17 protein-coding genes and 3 pseudogenes are annotated in these 18,049 nt (G+C 70.5%); 10 read left to right on the forward strand and 10 right to left on the reverse strand.

Annotation, left to right across the window (positions count from 1 at the left end; all coding sequences use genetic code 11):
- Window positions 1-21: 21 nt before the first annotated feature.
- On the reverse strand, window positions 22-2,415 hold the full coding sequence (locus tag A4R44_RS50925) for a glycohydrolase toxin TNT-related protein (protein WP_067588129.1): 2,394 nt from the start codon (window positions 2,413-2,415) through the stop codon (window positions 22-24).
- A 1,031-nt stretch (window positions 2,416-3,446) separates the two neighbouring features.
- Window positions 3,447-4,316: pseudogene (locus A4R44_RS29875) on the reverse strand (hypothetical protein); the annotation flags it as partial.
- Between the two features lie 265 nt (window positions 4,317-4,581).
- Between A4R44_RS29875 and A4R44_RS29880 the strand changes: the two are divergent.
- Both A4R44_RS29880 and A4R44_RS29885 read left to right on the forward strand, forming a co-directional pair.
- Window positions 4,582-5,436: a bifunctional methylenetetrahydrofolate dehydrogenase/methenyltetrahydrofolate cyclohydrolase gene (locus A4R44_RS29880; RefSeq protein ID WP_067588181.1), complete on the forward strand. Its 855-nt coding sequence runs from the start codon at window positions 4,582-4,584 to the stop codon at window positions 5,434-5,436.
- Window positions 5,436-5,747, forward strand: coding sequence for a DUF3017 domain-containing protein (locus A4R44_RS29885; RefSeq protein ID WP_067588131.1), 312 nt, complete (start codon window positions 5,436-5,438; stop codon window positions 5,745-5,747). The genes A4R44_RS29880 and A4R44_RS29885 overlap by 1 nt, the downstream gene beginning before the upstream one ends.
- A gap of 10 nt (window positions 5,748-5,757) precedes the next feature.
- Here the strand turns inward: A4R44_RS29885 and A4R44_RS29890 are convergent, their stop codons facing one another.
- Together A4R44_RS29890 and A4R44_RS29895 are read right to left on the reverse strand one after the other, a co-directional pair.
- On the reverse strand, window positions 5,758-6,936 hold the full coding sequence (locus A4R44_RS29890) for an MFS transporter (protein WP_067588133.1): 1,179 nt from the start codon (window positions 6,934-6,936) through the stop codon (window positions 5,758-5,760).
- Between the two features lie 185 nt (window positions 6,937-7,121).
- A complete protein-coding gene (locus tag A4R44_RS29895) occupies window positions 7,122-7,445 on the reverse strand; it encodes a helix-turn-helix transcriptional regulator (RefSeq protein ID WP_067588135.1) in 324 nt (107 codons plus the stop codon).
- A gap of 108 nt (window positions 7,446-7,553) precedes the next feature.
- On the opposite strand from A4R44_RS29895, the gene A4R44_RS29900 reads away from it, so the two are divergent.
- Complete coding sequence (locus A4R44_RS29900) at window positions 7,554-8,744, forward strand: MFS transporter (protein ID WP_067588138.1); 1,191 nt, start codon at window positions 7,554-7,556, stop codon at window positions 8,742-8,744.
- Window positions 8,745-8,757: 13 nt separating this feature from the next.
- Window positions 8,758-9,402 carry a hypothetical protein gene (locus A4R44_RS29905; protein WP_067588140.1) on the forward strand — a complete coding sequence of 215 codons (645 nt, stop codon included), beginning with the start codon at window positions 8,758-8,760 and terminating at the stop codon, window positions 9,400-9,402.
- Window position 9,403: 1 nt separating this feature from the next.
- Here the strand turns inward: A4R44_RS29905 and A4R44_RS29910 are convergent, their stop codons facing one another.
- Window positions 9,404-9,985, reverse strand: a complete 582-nt coding sequence (locus A4R44_RS29910; RefSeq protein WP_009072508.1) for an HhH-GPD-type base excision DNA repair protein — start codon at window positions 9,983-9,985, stop codon at window positions 9,404-9,406.
- 27 nt (window positions 9,986-10,012) lie between these two features.
- The gene (locus A4R44_RS29915) at window positions 10,013-10,774 is read right to left on the reverse strand and encodes an AraC family transcriptional regulator (RefSeq protein ID WP_067588183.1); all 762 of its coding nucleotides are present in this window, start codon (window positions 10,772-10,774) and stop codon (window positions 10,013-10,015) included.
- A gap of 50 nt (window positions 10,775-10,824) precedes the next feature.
- Here A4R44_RS29915 and A4R44_RS29920 point away from each other — a divergent pair.
- Window positions 10,825-11,234: pseudogene (locus A4R44_RS29920) on the forward strand (DUF2000 family protein).
- 139 nt (window positions 11,235-11,373) lie between these two features.
- Window positions 11,374-11,685, forward strand: coding sequence for a hypothetical protein (locus A4R44_RS29925; protein ID WP_067588142.1), 312 nt, complete (start codon window positions 11,374-11,376; stop codon window positions 11,683-11,685).
- On the opposite strand, the gene A4R44_RS29930 is transcribed toward A4R44_RS29925, so the two are convergent.
- The 3 genes from A4R44_RS29930 to A4R44_RS29940 are packed head-to-tail and all read right to left on the reverse strand — an operon-like array spanning window position 11,682 to window position 13,190.
- A complete protein-coding gene (locus tag A4R44_RS29930; RefSeq protein ID WP_067588144.1) occupies window positions 11,682-12,281 on the reverse strand; it encodes a class I SAM-dependent methyltransferase in 600 nt (199 codons plus the stop codon). The genes A4R44_RS29925 and A4R44_RS29930 overlap by 4 nt on opposite strands.
- A gap of 29 nt (window positions 12,282-12,310) precedes the next feature.
- Window positions 12,311-12,676 (reverse strand): DUF2203 domain-containing protein, encoded by a 366-nt coding sequence (locus tag A4R44_RS29935; RefSeq protein ID WP_067588146.1) that lies wholly within the window; start codon window positions 12,674-12,676, stop codon window positions 12,311-12,313.
- Window positions 12,677-12,713: 37 nt separating this feature from the next.
- Window positions 12,714-13,190 carry a hypothetical protein gene (locus A4R44_RS29940; protein ID WP_232791840.1) on the reverse strand — a complete coding sequence of 159 codons (477 nt, stop codon included), beginning with the start codon at window positions 13,188-13,190 and terminating at the stop codon, window positions 12,714-12,716.
- 230 nt (window positions 13,191-13,420) lie between these two features.
- On the opposite strand from A4R44_RS29940, the gene A4R44_RS29945 reads away from it, so the two are divergent.
- Both A4R44_RS29945 and A4R44_RS29950 read left to right on the forward strand, forming a co-directional pair.
- On the forward strand, window positions 13,421-14,644 hold the full coding sequence (locus A4R44_RS29945) for an NADP-dependent isocitrate dehydrogenase (protein ID WP_037816160.1): 1,224 nt from the start codon (window positions 13,421-13,423) through the stop codon (window positions 14,642-14,644).
- 190 nt (window positions 14,645-14,834) lie between these two features.
- A complete protein-coding gene (locus A4R44_RS29950) occupies window positions 14,835-15,146 on the forward strand; it encodes a hypothetical protein (protein ID WP_095213699.1) in 312 nt (103 codons plus the stop codon).
- Window positions 15,147-15,650: 504 nt separating this feature from the next.
- On the opposite strand, the gene A4R44_RS29955 is transcribed toward A4R44_RS29950, so the two are convergent.
- On the reverse strand, window positions 15,651-16,382 hold the full coding sequence (locus tag A4R44_RS29955; RefSeq protein ID WP_067588148.1) for an MBL fold metallo-hydrolase: 732 nt from the start codon (window positions 16,380-16,382) through the stop codon (window positions 15,651-15,653).
- Window positions 16,383-16,446: 64 nt separating this feature from the next.
- Here A4R44_RS29955 and A4R44_RS29960 point away from each other — a divergent pair, with 64 nt between their 5' ends.
- Window positions 16,447-17,262, forward strand: coding sequence for an exodeoxyribonuclease III (locus tag A4R44_RS29960; protein ID WP_067588189.1), 816 nt, complete (start codon window positions 16,447-16,449; stop codon window positions 17,260-17,262).
- Window positions 17,263-17,777: 515 nt separating this feature from the next.
- Window positions 17,778-18,049: pseudogene (locus A4R44_RS50935) on the forward strand (hypothetical protein); the annotation flags it as partial.

The following is an 18,049-nucleotide window of genomic DNA, read 5'->3' on the forward strand; positions in this document are numbered from 1 at the left end:
CCCCGCCCCTTTTCCGCGTCGTCAGTCGATCGGCGGTTCACCCGGGTCGAGTTCGATCAGGTCGCCCTCGGCGAGCAGTTCTTCGATGCTCGCCGGAAGCAGGTACGCCGACCCGCCGCCCGGCTGGTTGAACCACGGGATCGCGACCCCGGCCAGGGTTTCGAGCGGCCGCTGCACGCGGTACACGTGGTAGGGCCGGTTCACCCACTCCGGCACCAGCGAACGCTCCTCGAACGGGGTGCCCGCCGCGTAGGTCAGGTTGCCGTTCGGGCCGCCGAAGCGGTCCAGTTCGCTGCCCGCGGGCAGTTCGCGCAGTTCCTTGCCGCGGAACAGGGTCAGCGGCGGTTCCCCGGACAGCGGCGCGATCGGCCACTGCCCGCTGCCGCCGGTTCCGTTGGCGCGCGCCGGTTCCTCGCGCCGCACCGGCGGTTCCCGCCGCGGCGGCGGGCTGACCGGCGGCGCGAGGAGGGTGGGCGGTGCGCTGACCGGCGAGGCGATCTGCGTCGGCGGGGCGCTGACCGGGGGAGCCACCTGGGTCGGCGGGCTCACCGGTGCCGCGACCTGCGTCGGCGGGGCAGGCGGCGGGGTCTGCCGGGCTGGCGGTTCGTCGTCGGCCAGCAGCTGATCAGCAGGCGTGAACGCGGTCTGCTCCTGCGGCGGCACGTTCTCGCGCGGCCGGACCGGGAACGAGCCCGTCGCGACCTCCGGCGACAACGTCGCCACCACCGGCGGCTTCGGCGCGTCCGCGACTGGCTGCTCAGCCGGTGCGGGGGCTTCCGCCGCGACATACCCGTCGGGGTACAGCAGCACCTTGCCGAGCATGAACGCCGCGGCGTCCTCCGCGTCGCCGAACACCGCCGGGTTGATCAGCTCGCCGTCGTACCAGCCGACGCGCCAGCCTTCGCCCACCTGCTCGACGCTCCACCCGCGTTCGGTGGGGCCGCCGAGCCGGTACGCGGCCTCGGGGACGTCCAGCTCGTCGAGCTTCGCTTGCAGTTGGGCCAGCTCCGGCTGAGCGGGCTGCTCGCGCCGCGCGACCGGAGCCGGTTCGGCCTGCTCCCGAGCCGCGCGCCGCCCGCCGGACGGCGGGGGCACCGGCATCTCCGGCACCGGAAGGTCGCCGGGGATCTCGGACCCCGGCCTGATCATCGCGGTCGGCGGGCCCGCGTCGTACTCGGCCTCGCGGCGGTTGTCGTCCTCGTAACCGCTGGAGTGCGTGAACAGTTCGGCACGCTGCTCGTCGTCGTCGCGGGACGGTTCGTTGCCGTGCGTGAAGAGCACCGGCTCGTCGTGCTCGGCATCGACCGGCTGGTGAACGTCCGTGTCGTCCTCGGCGTCGTCCGGGTGGCCCGGACCGGTCCCGTTGCGGCTGGGGACGAGGTCGTGGTGGACGTCGGTGTGGTCTTCGTCGTCGTAGTGGCCGTCGTCGTAGTGGCCGTACTGCGCGCCGTCGAAGTCCTGCTCGAACGGCGGCTCCGCGGGACGCTCCGGCGCGGTGCCGTGGCGGCCCTCGGCCTCCTTCTCCCGACCCCGGCCGTGCGCGGCGGCGAGCCCGGCCGCAGCCAGCCCACCGGCCGCGGCGACCCCGGCCGCAGCCGCACCGACGTGACTGCCGCGCTCGTCCGTGGGCTCGGCCTGGCTGTCGGGTTCGGCGCTGCGCCGTCCGCCGTCCTCGGCGTTCAGCCGCACGTCTTCCCGGCGGCCGTCGTCCGCTTCGATGTCCGGCTGGGCTCGCCGACGGCCACCCTCCTGGTCACGGCTGTCGTCCGGAGCCGCGCCGCGCCGGCCTGCGTCCGGCTCGGCGGTGTGCCGGTTCGGGGCAGCGGGTTCGTCGGCGGAGCTGTCCGCACCGATGAGCCCGTCGGCACCGATGAGGCCGTCCGCGCCGATCAGCCCGTCCTCCGTGTTCGGAGCCACGGACTGTTCGAACGCGCCGACGCCAGGGACTTTGCTCCCGTGGTTGTCGAGGTGGTCGTCGTACCCGTGGGCGTCGTCGTAGCCGGCCGCGTCGCGGTTGCGGTCGTCGACGTGGTGCGCGGGTTCGTCGTACCCCGCTTCATCGTGGCCGTGCGGCTCAGCGTACGCACCGGCCTCGTGGGAGGCGGTGTCCTCGTACCCGTGCTGGTCGTCGTACGGCTCGGCGTCGTATCCGTCGTGCGGCGCGGATTCGTCGTAGTCGCCATGGGGTGCGGGGTTGCGGTAACCGTCGTAACCCTCGTCGTGCTGGTCGTAGCCATCGGCCTGGCCGCGCTCGTCTTCGCCGCGGTCTTGCCGGTCGTAGTCGTCCGCGTAGCCGTCGTCGTGGCCGGCGGCGTTGTGGGCCCGGTCGTCGTAGCCGGACGCGTCGGGGTGCTCGTCGTAACCAGCCTCGTGCGCGTGGCCGGATTCGGAGCGAGTGCCGCTCGCGGCTCCCACCGCGCCCGCTGCTCCAGCCGCCGCAGCGGCTGCGCCCAGTCCGCGCGACCCGCCGGGGCTCTCCGCCCCGGAGACTCGTGTGCCCTGCGGACCGCCCGCGGAACCCTGCGGGCCAGGACCTTGCGGACCAGTCCTGTCCGAGCCGCCGCGGTGGGGCTCGAAGCGGTCTTCCGCGTCGCCGCGGTCGTCGAAGCCGGGGCCATCCGTTAGGCCGGGCCTGCCGAATTCGTCGGCGGGGTGGAAAGCGTCCTCCGGGTCGCCGGCTGGGCCGGGCCTGCCGAATTCGTCTGCCGGGTGGAACGCGCCTTCCGGCCGGTCGGCCGCGCCGGGCCTGCTGAAGTCGTCGGCGGGGCGGAAGCTGTCAGGACTTTCCGGCCGGCTGGGCCTGCCGGGGTCGCGGCTGTCGAATTCGTCGGATGGGCCGCGTCGGTCGGGACCAGGGGCACCCGGTCCGCCGGGCGCTCCGGGCCTGCCGGAATCGGGGCGGTCGAATTCGTCGGCCGGGTGGAAGTCGTCGTGGCTGCCAGATCCGCCTGCCGCTCCGAGCGCGGCTGCTCCGAGACCGGCCGCGCCGAGTCCAGCCGCGGCTGCGCCGGGGCCGCCCGAACCAGCTCCGTTGGCATCGAATCCGCCAGCGCCGCTGGAACCAGGTCCGCCGACGCCGTTCTGCCCGCCAGGGCCGCCCGGTGCACCCGCACCCGCACCGCCAGGACCGTTAGGTCCGCCAGGGCCGCCCGGAACTCCACCGCCTGGCCCACCAGCCGCGCCCGGGCCGCCAAGGCCACCGGCACCGGGGCCGCCAGGACCGGGGCCGCCGGAGCCCGGAGCACCAGAGCCGGGGCCACCAGGGCCACCGGCACCGCCCGCGCCGGGCCCACCTGCGCCAGGCCCGCCCGAGCCGGGACCGCCCGAGCCGGGGCCGCCCGAGCCGGGACCACCCGAGCCGGGGCCGCCCGAGCCGGGACCACCCGAGCCGGGACCACNCCAGGCCCGCCCGAGCCAGGCCCGCCCGAGCCGGGCCCACCAGCACCAGGCCCGCCGCCAGGAGCGGGTCGCTGCTGCGGAGTCTGGTTCCCGCGAGTCAGATACGCCGCCGCACCTTGCAGTGTCAGCTCGTCCACCTGCGGAAGCTGGAACGCGTTCGCCCGGATGTGCTCGATCAGATCCGCTTCCGGCGAGACGCCGTATGTGCGGAGGTAGAAGTTCACCGCGGCAGGCCAGATCCAGTGGCCGTCGCTGTGGAAGGCGACGGGGACCGTCGCTTCGGGAGTCTGCGCGAGACGGTCGATGTCGTAGCCGCGGTCCTGGACCACGACGGGGGCGTGGTCCAGGTAGTCCAGCAGCCGGTCCTGCTCGTCGACGTCCAGGTCGGGGCGGTTGATGACCGGCCGGCCGGCCGGGCCGATGGTGTCGAAGATCCGGGCGATGCGGAAGTGCGGTCCGGGTTGTTCCGGGCCGAGGCCGGACATGCGGCGGATCAGCCACTCGGGCACGTTCTCCTCGGTGCGCGGGAACATGCGCAACTCGTCGGAGTACGCCTGGGGCGGCGGCGCGAGGTGCCACTGCGGCTCGTCGCGGTTGTATTCGAGGTTGTAGCTGGAGGGGTGGTCCAGCTGGTAGCGCGCGTTGAACCAGGTGCCGCGGCCGTCGCGGTACATGCCCGCGCGGAGTCTGCCGAACAGCGTCGCGATGTCGTGCGTCGCGATCCATTCCTGGGCGGACCCGTCCTCGAGCACGATCTCGCCGGTCAGCTCGTGGTACCGGCCGACCGCTCGGTACTCCGCGGAGACTTTGCGCCAGTCGCGCGGGGCGGCGCGCAGCAGGGCCAGTCCGATCTGCTTGACCAGAGTGTCCTGCTCCGTCGCGTTCAGCTGCGTCGTCGGTTGTGCCACAGAGAACATTTTGACTGTTCGCGCGCACGAACGCACCCCGCATAGGGCTTTTGCCACCCTCGGGCCGGTGGACGTGCCCGCTGACCTCGGCGGACGCGATATGGCACGGGTCACACGCCGGGGTGGGTGATGCGGTGGAGTCTCTCCAGCTTAAGACGCGGGGCGGCTGATTCGACGGAAGACGCGCGGGCCGATCGGGTGGTGTGGTGGGCACACAGAGTGCGGAACCCACGCCTGACCGGCGGTCTCCGGCGGCTCTGCGACAATGGCCGCCGTGACGGCGAAGATTCTCGACGGCAAGGCCACGAAGAACGCCATTTTCGCAGAGCTGCGCCCGAGGGTGGCCGCGCTCGCGGAGAAGGGGATCACCCCTGGGCTGGGCACGGTGCTGGTCGGCGACGACCCCGGTTCCCACTCCTACGTGAAGATGAAGCACGCGGACAGCGCGAAGATCGGCGTCAACTCGATCCGCCGCGACCTGCCCGCGGACATCTCGCAGGAGAAGCTCGAAGCCGTCATCGACGAGCTGAACGCGGACCCGGCCTGCCACGGCTACCTCGTCCAGTTGCCGCTGCCGAAGCACCTCGACGCGAACCGCGTCCTGGAGCGCATCGATCCGGAGAAGGACGCCGACGGCCTCGCGCCGATCAGCCTCGGCCGGCTCGTGCTCGGCGAACCTGGCGCGCTGCCGTGCACCCCTTACGGAATCATCGAGCTGCTCAAGCGGCACGGTGTCGAGCTGAACGGCGCGCAGGTCACTGTGGTCGGCCGCGGCATCACCGTCGGTCGCACGCTCGGTCTGCTGCTCACCCGGCGCAGCGAAAACTCCACTGTCACGCTGTGCCACACCGGCACTCGTGACCTCGCCGCCGAGGTGCGCCGCGCGGACGTCGTGATCGCCGCGGCGGGCGTGCCCGGGATCATCAAGCCGGACATGGTCAAGCCCGGCGCGGCGGTGCTGGACGTCGGCGTTTCGCACGTCGAGGGCAAGCTCACCGGCGACGTCGACCCGGCGGTCGCCGAGGTGGCCGGCTGGCTGTCGCCGAACCCCGGCGGCGTGGGCCCGATGACGCGGGCGATGCTGGTCACCAACGTTGTCGAGGCTGCGGAACGCGCGGCCGGCCGCTGATGGCGATGACCGGGCAACGGCACCGCAGCGATCGTCCCTGGCTCGTCCACGTGCCGTTCGCGGTGATCATGCTGCTGCTGGCGGCGGCCGTGGTGCGGGCGCTGCAGTACCACTGGCGCGAGGGCGCGGTGCTGGTCGGCGTGGCCTTGTTCGTGGCCGGTGCGCTGCGTGCGGTGCTGCCGGAGGAGCGCGTCGGGCTGCTCGCGATTCGCGGCAAGGCCGTCGACATCCTCACCTACGGCGCGTTGTGCGCCGCCGTGCTCTACATCGCGCTGACGATCGTCGGCGGCCCGTTCGACGCCTCCTCCTGAGCAAGCACCGTCAGGACGCGAGCGCGAGTTCCTTCTGGACCCGCGCCTCGCGCCGGTCCAGCAATCCGGACACCGCGGCGATCGACACCCCGAGCACGGCCAGCATCGCGCCGACCCAGTTCGGGGCCAGCAGGCCGAGCCCGCCCGCGATGACCAGGCCGCCGAGGTACGCGCCGATCGAGTTGGCGATGTTGAACGCCGACTGCACCGCGGCCGAGACCAGCGACGGCGTGCCGCCTGCCTTCTCCATGATCCGCGCCTGCATCATCGGGCCGATCATGAAGCCCGCGACACCCACGAAGAAGATCGTGACCGCCGCGCCGACCTTGCCCTGCGCGGTCACGGTGAAGATCGCGAGCACCGTCGCCAGCGAGAGCAGCGCCACGTACAGGCTCGGCATCAACTTCTTGTCCGCGAGCCGTCCGCCGAGGTAGTTGCCGATCGTCATGCCGACACCGGCCAGCGAAAGCAGCACGGTGACGTTGGCGGGCGAGTATCCGGCGACGTCGGTCAGCATCGGCGCGATGTAGGACATGCAGGCGAAGACGCCGCCGAGCCCGAACATCACGATCGCCAGCGCCAGCCACACCTGCGGGCGGCGGAACGCGCCGAGTTCGCCGCGGATCGACGGGTCGGCCGGGCGGCCCTGGTGCGGCACCAGTTTCGCGATGGCGGCGATGGCGAGCAGGCCGATCACCGCGACGACGCCGAACGTCGCGCGCCAGCCGACCTGCTGGCCGAGCAGCGTGCCGAGCGGGACGCCGATGACGTTCGCCAGCGTCAGGCCCATGAACATCATCGACACGGCCTTCGCGCGCTGGCCCGGTTGCGCGAGGCTGGACGCGACGACCGCGCCCGCGCCGAAGAACGCGCCGTGCGGCAGGCCGGCGAGGAACCGGAACGCGATGCCGAAGTCCTGGTTCGGCGACAGTGCGAACAGCGCGTTGCCGACCGTGAACAGGCCCATCATCGCCAGCAGCATGGTCTTGCGCGGCAGCCGGACGGCCAGCGCGGTGAGCAGCGGCGCGCCGATCACCACGCCGAGCGCGTAGGCGGAGATGAAGTAGCCCGCGGACGGGATGTCGATGTGGAAGTCCGCGGCGGTCAGGGGCAGCACACCCATCATCACGAACTCGGTGGTACCGATGCCGAAGGCACCGACGGCGAGCGCGAGCAACGCGACGGGCACGGCTCTCCCTTCCTGGAGAAAACGATTGCTCAGCGCCTGGGGCACAGGCTTCTGAAGCGCTTTAGAACAAGGGCAAAAAACTAGACAGCCCCGACGTCGTCGTGCTGTCTCGCTCCAGTTGAACCGATGGAGGGCGGCCTTGTCATCCCGGTATTCGGGTGAGGCCCGCCACGTAGCGCGACCGGTCAGCGGGGCGCGGCCAGCACGCCGTCGAGCAGGCCGGGGAACAGTGCGTCGAGATCGTTGCGGCGCAACGAGTTGTACCGGGTCGTGCCTTCCTGGCGGCCGACGATCACCCCGGCCTGGCGCAGCGTCGCGAGGTGATGGGTGAGTGTGGACTTGGTCACCGGCACCTCGAACGCGCTGCACGAGATCTCCGTTTCGGAGTTCGCCAGCTGCCGGACCATCGCCAGCCTGACCGGGTCGGCCAGCGCGCGCAGCACCGCTTCGACGGTGATCTCGTCGCGGTCCGGGTAGACGAGCGGCGGCAGGGGCGCGGAGGCGGGCATGGGTCCATAGTACGACGACTGTCGAAATTGTCGGCGGGTCCGTGTACGGTCGTCATCGAACTACGACGTTCGTCGAACTATCCGTTCAGGCTTCATGGGGGGACATTCATGTCCAGCGTCTCGTCCTCGGCGGCGGCCCGGAACTCGGTGCTCGCGTTCGGGGCCTTCGGTGTCGGCACCAGCGGCTACATCGTGGCCGGGCTGTTGCCGGCGCTGACCTCCGAGCTGCACATCTCCGCGACGGCCGCGGCGCAGCTCGTCACCTCGTTCGCCATCGCGTACGCGGTGGGCTCGCCGTTGTTCGCCGCTGCCACCGGCCGGTGGGAACGGCGCACGCTGCTGGTCGCCGCGCTCGCGGTGGCCGCGGTCGGCAACGTCTTCGCGGCCGTCGCACCGGGGTACACCACACTGCTGATCGCGCGGGTCGTCACGGCGATCGGGGCAGCTGTCTACACCCCGGCCGCCACTGCCGTCGCCGCTGAGCTGACCACGCCGGAACGTCGCGGACGGGCCGTTTCGCTGGTGTTCGGGGGGCTCACCATCGCGTTGATCTTCGGAGTTCCGCTGGGCAGCGTGATCTCCCAGCAGTTCGGCTACGAGGGCGCGTTCCTGTTCGTCGGCATCCTTTCGCTGCTCGGTGCGATCGGGGTGCGGGTCGCGTTGCCGAAGGTCGCGCCGCCGCCGGTGGTCGGGCTCGCCGAGCGGTTCGCGGTCGCGCGGGACAAGCGAGTGCTCGCGCTGCTGGTCACCACCACGCTCGCCTGCCTCGCCGCGTTCATGGTCTACACGCTGGTGTCGCCGGTGCTGTCCGCCACCGCGGGCGTTTCCGGCGGGACGATCACGGTGCTGCTGTTCTGCTACGGCATCGGCGGTGCGATCGGCAACTTCGCCGGTGGTCGCGCGGCCGACCGGTGGGGCGCGCGCAAGCCGCTGCTGATCGTGCTCATCGGGTTCACCGCCGTGATGGTGCTGCTGCCGTTCACCGCGACGACGGTCGTCGGGGCCGGGATCACGTTGTTCGTATGGGGCTTGGCGAACTGGTCGTTCAGCCCGCCGCTGCAGCACCGGCTCATCGAGCTGTCGCCGGGGCACGCCGGTCTCGCGCTGTCACTCAACGCGTCGGCGATCTACCTGGGCGTCGGGCTGTCCGGCGTCGTCGGCGGCGCGGTGCTGACCTCGGCCGGGCCGACCGTCCTGCCGGAGATCGCCGCGATTCTCGCCGCCGCGGCGATGCTCGTGGTCGTGTTCTTCTGGGGCGCGCGGAAGCGGGCTGAGGTCCGCGAAGAGGTCGCGGTCTGAGAAGCTGCCGGGCGTGGCAGAGGTACTGGAAACCGTGCCCGGGCACGGCGGCGAACTGGTGCTCCGGCGCGACGGCGCCGAGTTCGAGGTGATCGAAAACGGGATGTTCCTGATGGACGCCCGCAACGGCGAGTCGGAACGGCTGCTCGTGACCGGAGCGGCCGACCGGCTCGCCTCTGGCGCACGAATGCTGATCGGCGGCCTCGGCGTCGGGTTCTCGCTGCGTGCCGCGCTGGACCACGCTGCGGTCGGCTCCGTGGTCGTGGTGGAACGTGAACCTGCCGTGATCGCCTGGAACCGCACTGGTCCATTGCGCGAAGTCCACGGTGCGGCGCTGGACGATCCGCGGGTGACGGTCGTCGAGGCGGATCTGCTGGAGTGGTTGCGGACGACGAGCGAGCCGTTCGACGCGCTGTGCCTGGACATCGACAACGGTCCAGAGTGGACGGTCACCGAGGGGAATGCCTCGCTGTACGCGGCTTCCGGCCTGGAGAGGTTGTCTCAGCTGCTGCGTCCCGGCGGAGTGCTGGCGGTGTGGAGCGCGGGCGCGGCACCGGGGTTCACGGCTCGGCTGAGGGAGCGGTTCGCTGAGGTGGACGTGGTGGAGATTCCGGTGCCGCGCGGGGAACCGGACGTGGTCTGGTTCGCGCGGGGCTGAGTCAGTTCGCCTTGGCGGCGGCCTTCGCGGCCTTCTTGAACGCGCGCACCTCGCCGAGCGTCTTGGCGTCCGTCACGTCCGCAATGGACCGACGGGAGCCGCGGTCGCCGTACGCGCCGGCGGCTTCGCGCCAGCCCTTCGGGGCGACGCCGCGCTGTTTGCCCAGCAGCGCCAGGAAGATCTTCGCCTTCTGCTCGCCGAAACCGGGCAGTGCCTTGAGCCGCTTCAGGACTTCCTCCCCGTCCGGCTTGGGACGGCCGTCGAGCCAGATGCCTTCGGTGCGGCCGTCGTAGTTCTCGATGATGTGCAGCGCGAGCGCGTGCACCCGGCGCGCCATCGAGCCGCCGTAGCGGTGGATCGCCGGTGGCACCACGCACATTTCGACGAACTTGTCGACGTCCGTCGCGGCGATCTTGCGCAGGTCGAAGCCGTCCATCCGGTCGGCGATCTTCCGCGGGCCCGCGAAGGCGTGTTCCATGGGGTACTGCTGGTCCAGGAGCATCCCGGTGAGCAGGGCGAACGGGTCGTCGTTGAGCAGCTTGTCGGCCGCCGGGTCGCCGGTCAGGTGCAGTTCGCGCAGCATGGCGCCATCTTCGCACAAACCGCCCGGTCAGCCGCGTGCGAAGCGGGCCGGGGTGGTGCCGAGATAACGGCGGAAGTGCCGGGTCAGGTGGGCCTGGTCGGTGAACCCGGCGGTCGTGGCGACGGTGGCGGGCGGGGTGCCGTCGAGCAGGAGGCGGCGGGCGTGGTCGACACGGCGGCCGGTGACGTACCGGTGCGGCGGCAGCCCGAAACGGCGGCCGAAGGCGCGGACCAGGTGGACTGGGTGTGTGCCTAGTGCCTCCGCGGCGTCGGCCAGCGTGAGGGAATCCGGCAGGCGTTCGTCCAGGAGGTCGCGCAGGTCGTCGGCCAGGCTGCGGTCGGGCGGCGCGCTCGCCGAGCGGCCGAGGTGGGCGCGCAGCCGCTGGGCGACCATGGCGAGGCGGCTTTCGGCCTCCAGCGGTTCGGCCAGCGACTGGTGCAGCTGGTGGATTCTGGTGCGCAGCAACGGATCCGGCAGGCTCGGCTGGTCGACGGCGGCCCCGATCAGGTCGTCGCCGAGGACATCGGCGTCGAGGTAGAGCACGCGTTTGCGGAAGCCCCGGCTGGTCGCGGCGCGCCCGTCGTGCGCGACGTTCGGCGGCAGCAGCGTGACGGCCGTGCCGAGTGCGCCGTGATGGTGCCGGTCGAGGTCGTAGCTGATCGCGCCGTCGTCGACGATCAGCAGCGTCCAGGTGTCGTGCGTGTGCGCGGGGTAGGCGTGGTCGGTGAACCGGGCGTGGAACGCCTCGGCGATTCCGGGCACCGAAGGACGCCAGGCCGACACCGTCATGTTCAAAACGTACAAGACCCGCACGCGGCGCCGAGCCGACGCTGTCCCGCATGAACCGATTCGACACGAAGATCGCCGTGCTGCTGCGGGACGACCTGGCCTCGTGGCAACGGCTGAACGTCACGGCATTCCTGGTGAGCGGCGTGNCACGACGCCTGAACTGATCGGCGAGCCCTACCTCGACGCCGACGACACCGAGTACCTGCCGATGTTCCGCCAGCCGGTACTCGTGTTCGCCGGCACCGCCGAGACGCTCGCGCAGGCGCACAGCCGCGCACTCTCGCGGGGTCTGCGGTTCTCGATCTTCACCGACGAGCTGTTCCAGACCGGCAACGACATCGGCAATCGCGCGGCGGTGCGGGCGGTGCCGACGGAGAAGCTGGCGTTGGCGGGGCTGGCCGTGCACGGGCCGAAGAACGCGGTGGACAAGATCCTCAAGGGTGCTCAGCTGCATGGCTGAACGGGGGAATCAGGCGAAGAATCTTGGCGGTCGTCGCTGCGGCGGGCCTCGCGTGCGGGACGGCATCGGTCGCGCACGCGGACCAGGTCGGCTTCAGCGACGTCTCGGAAGCCGGTGCGTATCCGTTTGAAGGCAGTTCTTGGACGCCGACACGCCCGACTGCTGGGATTGGGCCCGGCTGGAACTCAGCGCGCCTGCCGGACAGCAGTTGCACGAGGGAACCTGCTCGAACGCCGCGGTCCCGCCGCAGCTCGCGACTCCCGGCTTCATCGCGTTTCGCGGTACCCGGGCGGGCGGCACGGGTGCCTGCGCCGAGCCGGGGTCGACCGCTGCCTTCACCGTCTCCCGCCTAACCCGTGCGGCCGACGGAGCGGTGACCGACCTCGACGTCACCTTCGTCCTGCACTGCACCTCCGCCGCCACCAGCGGCGAGGCGCATTTCCACCGTTAGGCCGCCGCGAAAACCGCGAAAACCTGCCGTATCCGGTCACCCTGATCGAGCAGCACGTGCTGAGCCGTCGCCGAGCTGAATCCGGCGTTGGTGGCCAGCGCGGCGGCTTCTTCGAGGGTGCCCGGGACGCGCAGGTCTCGCGGGACCACGTCGGCGAATCTGCCGGTCGGCTTGAAGCGTTCCGACGACACCATGCTGAACGCCAGCTGCCCGCCCGGGCGCAGCACTCGCCGCCAGTCGGCCAAGGCGCGCGGGCCGAGGAAGTGCAGTGCGGACGCGCAGACGACCGCGTCCGCCTCGCCGTCGCCGATCGGCAGCGGGACCGCGGAGCCGACCCGCCAGGTGATCCGGCCGTCCGGGTCGCGGTCGGCGGCCTTGGCTCGGGCGATCTCGATCATCGCGGGGGAGAGGTCGATCGCGAACACCGCGGCCGGATCCAGGCGCAGTGCCGCGAAGGCTGCCGCGCCGGTGCCCGCGGCGACGTCGACCAGCAGGCCGGGCTTCGGGGCGAGGCCGCCGATCAGCTGCTCGGCCACGTACGGGTGGAAGGCGTCCTCGTCGTATCCCGCCGCGTCGGCGTCGAAAAGTGTGCTCACCTAGCCACCGTAGTGCGGCTGACCAGTGATTATCCGGGCAAGCGGCGACGGCCGGCGAAACCGAGGTCGGCCCGGTGGTACCAGGACAGTTCGCGGTCGCCTTCGAGCCAGCACAGCAGCACGTCGTCGCCGTCGAGCGAGGCCGGGAAGTCCACCAGCAGCGGGGCGAACCCCTTCAGCTCGGCCCCGGTCGCCTGGATCGCGGTCATCAGGTCGTCCAGCCTCGCCTGCGCGGCCTTCCACTCCGGCAGGCCGCCGATGCTGGTGTCCCGCCCGCCCGGCCGCAGGGACGCGGCGAGTTCGGCGGCGTCGGCGCGGACCCGGATCAGCTCGGCGAGCACGGGAAGCAACCGGGCGAGTTCGGTGCGGGCCTCGGCTACGGTGAACAATCCCATCTGCAAATAGTCTCACCGGGCCCGCGCCGATCCGCCGCTACCTGCGCCGACGCGCCATCGTCGTCGCGAGACCCGTGCCGACCAGCAGGAATCCGGCACCGAGCAGCGCGCCGGAAACCAGCCAACCGGCGAATCCGGCCGCCAGTTCGTCGCCGGGCAGCAGGCGCAGCAGGTCGTATCCCGTCCGCGGCGACACGAGGGTGGTCACCCCGGGCAGCACGCCCCAGACCACGCCGCCGACGATCGGCCCGGCCGACGACCACGCGCCGAGCACCGCCACCCCGATCAGCAGCAGCGCGCCGATCGCTAGCAGCGTGGTGCCGAGGCTGTCGCCGTGTTCGGCGAAGGTCGCGGACACTTTCGCCTGCTGGCGGTATCCGCCGTAAGCCAGCACGCCGATCGCGATCGGCGTGAGCACGAGGCCGGACAGTCCGCTCAGCACACGAGCGACGGCGCGGCTGCTCGGCTGGCCCGCCATCGCCGGTTGGGCGGGGTAGGGCGCGGGGTACGACATGACAGTGACCTCCCAGGCTGTGGTTACGCGATGGGATGAGCGCCGGACTCGTCCGGTTCCCTCCGCCGGGGCAGCCGGATCGTGCCCGGTCGGAAGGCCGGGTCAAGGGTGGTAGAGACTTGATTCCGACCACTTCTGGAACCATCCAGCTCTGTTAAGCAGTACGCTTGTACCGCTATCGGAGAGCGAAGAAGCGAACGCGAAGATCCGCGGAAGGAGCACCGCTGCTCATGGCCAAGATCAAGGTCCAGGGCACCGTTGTCGAACTCGACGGCGACGAGATGACCCGCATCATTTGGCAGTTCATCAAGGACAAGCTGATCCACCCGTACCTGGACGTCAACCTGGACTACTACGACCTGGGCATCGAGGAGCGGGACCGCACCGACGACCAGATCACGGTCGACGCCGCCAACGCCATCAAGCAGCACGGCGTCGGCGTCAAGTGCGCCACGATCACGCCCGACGAGGCGCGCGTGGAGGAGTTCGGCCTCAAGAAGATGTGGGTGTCCCCGAACGGGACCATCCGCAACATCCTCGGCGGCGTGATCTTCCGCGAGCCGATCGTCATGCGGAACGTCCCCCGGCTGGTACCCGGCTGGACCAAGCCGATCATCATCGGCAGGCACGCGCACGGCGACCAGTACAAGGCCACCAACTTCAAGGTCCCCGGCCCGGGCACGCTGACGATGACCTACACCCCCGAAGACGGCTCCGAGCCGATGGAGTTCCAGGTCGCGAACTTCCCCGAGGGCGGCGGCGTCGCGATGGGGATGTACAACTACCGCAAGTCGATCGAGGACTTCGCGCGCGCGTCGCTGCAGTACGGCCTCGACCGCGAGTACCCGGTCTACCTCTCGACCAAGAACACCATCCTCAAGGCCTACGACGGCATGTTCAAGGACGTGTTCCAGGAGATCTTCGAGACCGAGTTCAAGTCGGACTTCGACGCCAAGGGCATCACCTACGAGCACCGGCTGATCGACGACATGGTCGCCGCGTCGCTCAAGTGGGAGGGCGGCTACGTCTGGGCGTGCAAGAACTACGACGGCGACGTCCAGTCCGACACCGTCGCGCAGGGCTTCGGTTCGCTCGGCCTGATGACCTCGGTGCTGCGCACGCCGGACGGCAAGACCGTCGAGGCCGAGGCCGCGCACGGCACGGTCACCCGGCACTACCGCCAGCACCAGCAGGGCAAGCCGACCTCCACGAACCCGATCGCCTCGATCTACGCGTGGACCCGCGGCCTTGAGCACCGCGGCAAGCTGGACGGCAACTCGGAGCTCATCGGCTTCGCGAACAAGCTGGAGCAGGTCGTCGTCGACACCGTCGAGGGCGGCAAGATGACCAAGGACCTCGCGCTGCTGGTCGGCAAGGACCAGGAATGGCAGACGACCGAGGACTTCCTCGCGACGCTGGACGAGAACCTGGCCAAGAAGATCGCGCAGGGCTGATCTTTCTTTCGCCGTTGGCGAGAAGGGCACCTCGGAGGAGTCTTCCGAGGTGCCCTTCTTTTTTTGTCACTCTTCGTGTTGTGTCGGTGACAGGATTGGCACCTCCGGGTGGAATGGGGTCAGGAACCTGTCCGGGTCCGGTCGGACTGCCTACTCTGGACAAGGGGTTTTTCGCGACTGAGGAGCGGCCGTGATTCTGGGTTTGCCCAAGAAGACACTGATTATTATCGGAGTCATCGCTGCGGTCGTGGTCATCTACGCGTTCGGTCAGAAAGGGCAGGCCGACGCGCAGGGATCCCCGACCGGCTGCAAGGTCTCGGTGACCGCCGACGTGCTCAACGCGCGGGAAACCGCCGCGGGCAATGGGAAGGTCGTCGGGAAGTACTTGCGTGGCGCGGAATTCGACGCGCAACCCATGGTGCAGAACGGGTTCCGGAAGATCGCGGACGGGAAGTGGGTCGCGAACAGCTTCGTGACGCCGGTCTCCGGGGCCAAGTGCTGAGTCTGTTTCGCGCTGGTGCCTGGCCGAGGTGCTGAGCGGTTGGTGCGGTGACGCTGGTGCGCGCGGAGTCCGTTGCCGCGCTGAGGTTCGCGTGGTTGCCGGGTTTGCTGCGACGTGTGGTTTGCCTGGGACTGTGCGGGTGTGGGCCGCCTGGGACTGTGCGGGTGTGGTTTGCCTGGGACTGTGCGGGTGTGGTTCGCCTGGGACTGTGCGGGTGTGGGCCGCCTGGGACTGTGCGGGTGTGGGCCGGGTGTGTACTGGCTGCGGTGACTGTTCGCTGGTGCGTCCCATGCGGTGGGACGGCTTCGGTTGGCCAAGCGGGAATGCCGCCGGTCGGTCGAGCCGATGCGTCCGCATGGCTCGGCGCGTTCGCGATTGCCGGATGCCTTTGCCGGATGCCTTTGCCGCACCTGCTCTGGTTCGGTTCGCGTTTTTGCGCCGAGCGGTGCCGGGCGAAAGCGTGCAGTGTGAATGTTGATCGTGGTTGTTGTGCGGAACGTGCGATTATGCGTGATTCAGCATGAGTCCTTCGTCCGCGGCGAGTACTTCCCCGGCGAACTCGGCGCGGGCTTCGGCTACGGAAACCGCCCGGTCCGAACCGGGCCAGAAATGCGTGAGCAACAACGTCCGCACATTCGCCGCGGCGGCGAGCCGGCCTGCTTCCGCGGCGGTCATCAGGTGCCGGGGACCGTCCGGCGGTGCGCCTTGCAGGGTTGCTTCGCAGATGAGGACGTCGGCGTCGCGGGCCAGGTCCCGCAGGTGCGGAGCGGGACCGGTGTCGCCCGTGTAGGCGAGGGCGTAGCCGGGTGTGGTGAGCCGGACTCCGTAATTCGGCACGTGGTGCGGCAGGAGCGCGGTGGTGAGCCGGAACGGGCCGAGGTCGGTCTCGGGGCCGAGGTCGTGGAGGTCGAAGTTCTCGGCGGGGGCCGGGCTGGGCTCCATCGCGGCGAGCCTGCGCACGGTGCCGGGAGTGCAGTGCATCGGGAGCTTGCGATCGGTCGTGTTGTAGCGGGCCCGGCCGAGCGCGCTGACGTCCGCGAGGTGGTCGGGGTGCTCGTGCGTGACGACGATCGCGTCGAGCCGGTCGGCGGGGACGTGCTGGAAGAGCCGCGGCGCGGCTCCGTAGCCGAGGTCGAGCGCGACGTGGAAGTCCTCGTGGGACAGCAGGAATCCGGCGCAGGCGCGACCGGGTTCCGGCCAGGCGCCGCAGGTGCCGAGGACAGTCAGGCGAGGCATGGCGGTCATTCTGGACCTCGCCGGACCCGCCGGGCGCGGAAAATTGTCGGACCCGCCGGGTAGCGTGCGCGGGGTGCTGATCGTCTCCACTGTCAACGTCAATGGCCTCCGGGCTGCCGTCAAGAAGGGCTTCGTCGAGTGGCTGGCCGCCACTGAGGCGGATGTCGTCGCGTGTCAGGAAGTGCGGGCTGAGGCCGCGCAGCTGCCCGCGTCCGTCGTCGCGCCGGAGGGGTGGTTCGCCGCGCACGCGCCTTCGGCCGCGAAGGGGCGCAACGGGGTCTCGCTGTACAGCCGCGTCGAGCCGGACGAGGTGCGGACCGGGTTCGGCGAGCCCGAGTTCGAGGACAGCGGGCGGTACCTGGAAATGCACCTGCCCGGCGTGATCGTGGCGAGCCTGTACCTGCCCAGCGGCGAGGTCGGCACCGACCGGCAGGACGAGAAGGAACGCTTCATGGCCGCGTTCCTGCCCTACCTGGTCGAACTGCGCGCGAAGGCGGCCGCGGAGGGCCGGGAGGTCGTCGTGGTGGGCGACTGGAACATCGCCTACGACACCGTCGACCTCAAGAACTGGCGCGGCAACCAGAAGAACTCCGGCTTCCTGCCGGAGGAACGCGAGTGGATGGGCCGTGTCTACGAGGCGGGCTACGCCGACGTCCAGCGTCGTCTCGCCCCCGAGGGTCCTGGTCCCTACACGTGGTGGTCCTACCGGGGCAAGGCGTTCGACAACGACTCGGGCTGGCGCATCGACTGCCAGCTGGCGACGCCCGGCCTCGCGGAGAAGGTGAAGTCGGTGGTGGTCGAACGGGCAGAGTCCTACGACCAGCGCTGGTCGGACCACGCGCCGGTCACCGCGACGTACGACGTGCCGTTCCCGGGCTGAGCCTGGTTGTCCTGCTGGCGGCTAGTAGGTGAATAGCCTGCTGAGGGTAGTTCAGGTTTGTTCTGCGGGGAGATTTTGTCCGGTTTGGCGGGGTCTGCGGACACTGTGCGTGGTTCCGCCTCTGGCGCACGGCGCTGACCACCGACGACACCGAGACGGCAGGGGCGGCCTCGGTTACTCCCCGAGTGGGCGCTAGCCTCGGCACCCGAGTTGATCAGATCCGACAGGTCTTGACACGCTCGGTAGTTTTCTGACCAGTAGCACGTCGAGAACTCATCCTTACGGGTGAGACACTCGCGCAGAACAGTCACCTCGCGGGAGGCACTCCGGTGCGCAACCCAGGCCGGTTCGTGACACGGTCCACGCTGGCTCTTGGCCGTCCAGCGCTTCGCTCGTCCGCCACCCCATCGGGGGTGTCCGGGACGAGGGCGGCCGAGCCGACTCCGGCTCGCGGCGCGGCGCGGGCCGGTCGCGGCAGCTGTTCCCTGGTCATTGCGGGTGGGCGAGTCCTGGCGGTGCTGGCGACGATCCTGGTCGCGGCCGTCGGGACGGGTGCCGCGGCGTTCGCGGACGACAACGTCGTCCGGGCGGAAACGACGTCGACCGGGTTCGGGATGCTCGGACCGGTCGGCCTGGTCGCGGTGGGTTTCGGCGTCATCGGGATGGCGCTGGGCGTCGTCCGGCAGCGGCGCAAGGCGCGCGCGAAGGCGATCGAGGCGATCGCTGCCGCCAGGACCCTCGAAGAGGAGCCGACCCGGCCGCTGGAACCGGCTCCGGCCGCGCTCAA

It is taken from the genome of Amycolatopsis sp. M39 (assembly GCF_001651785.1).
Lineage (GTDB): Bacteria > Actinomycetota > Actinomycetes > Mycobacteriales > Pseudonocardiaceae > Amycolatopsis > Amycolatopsis rubida.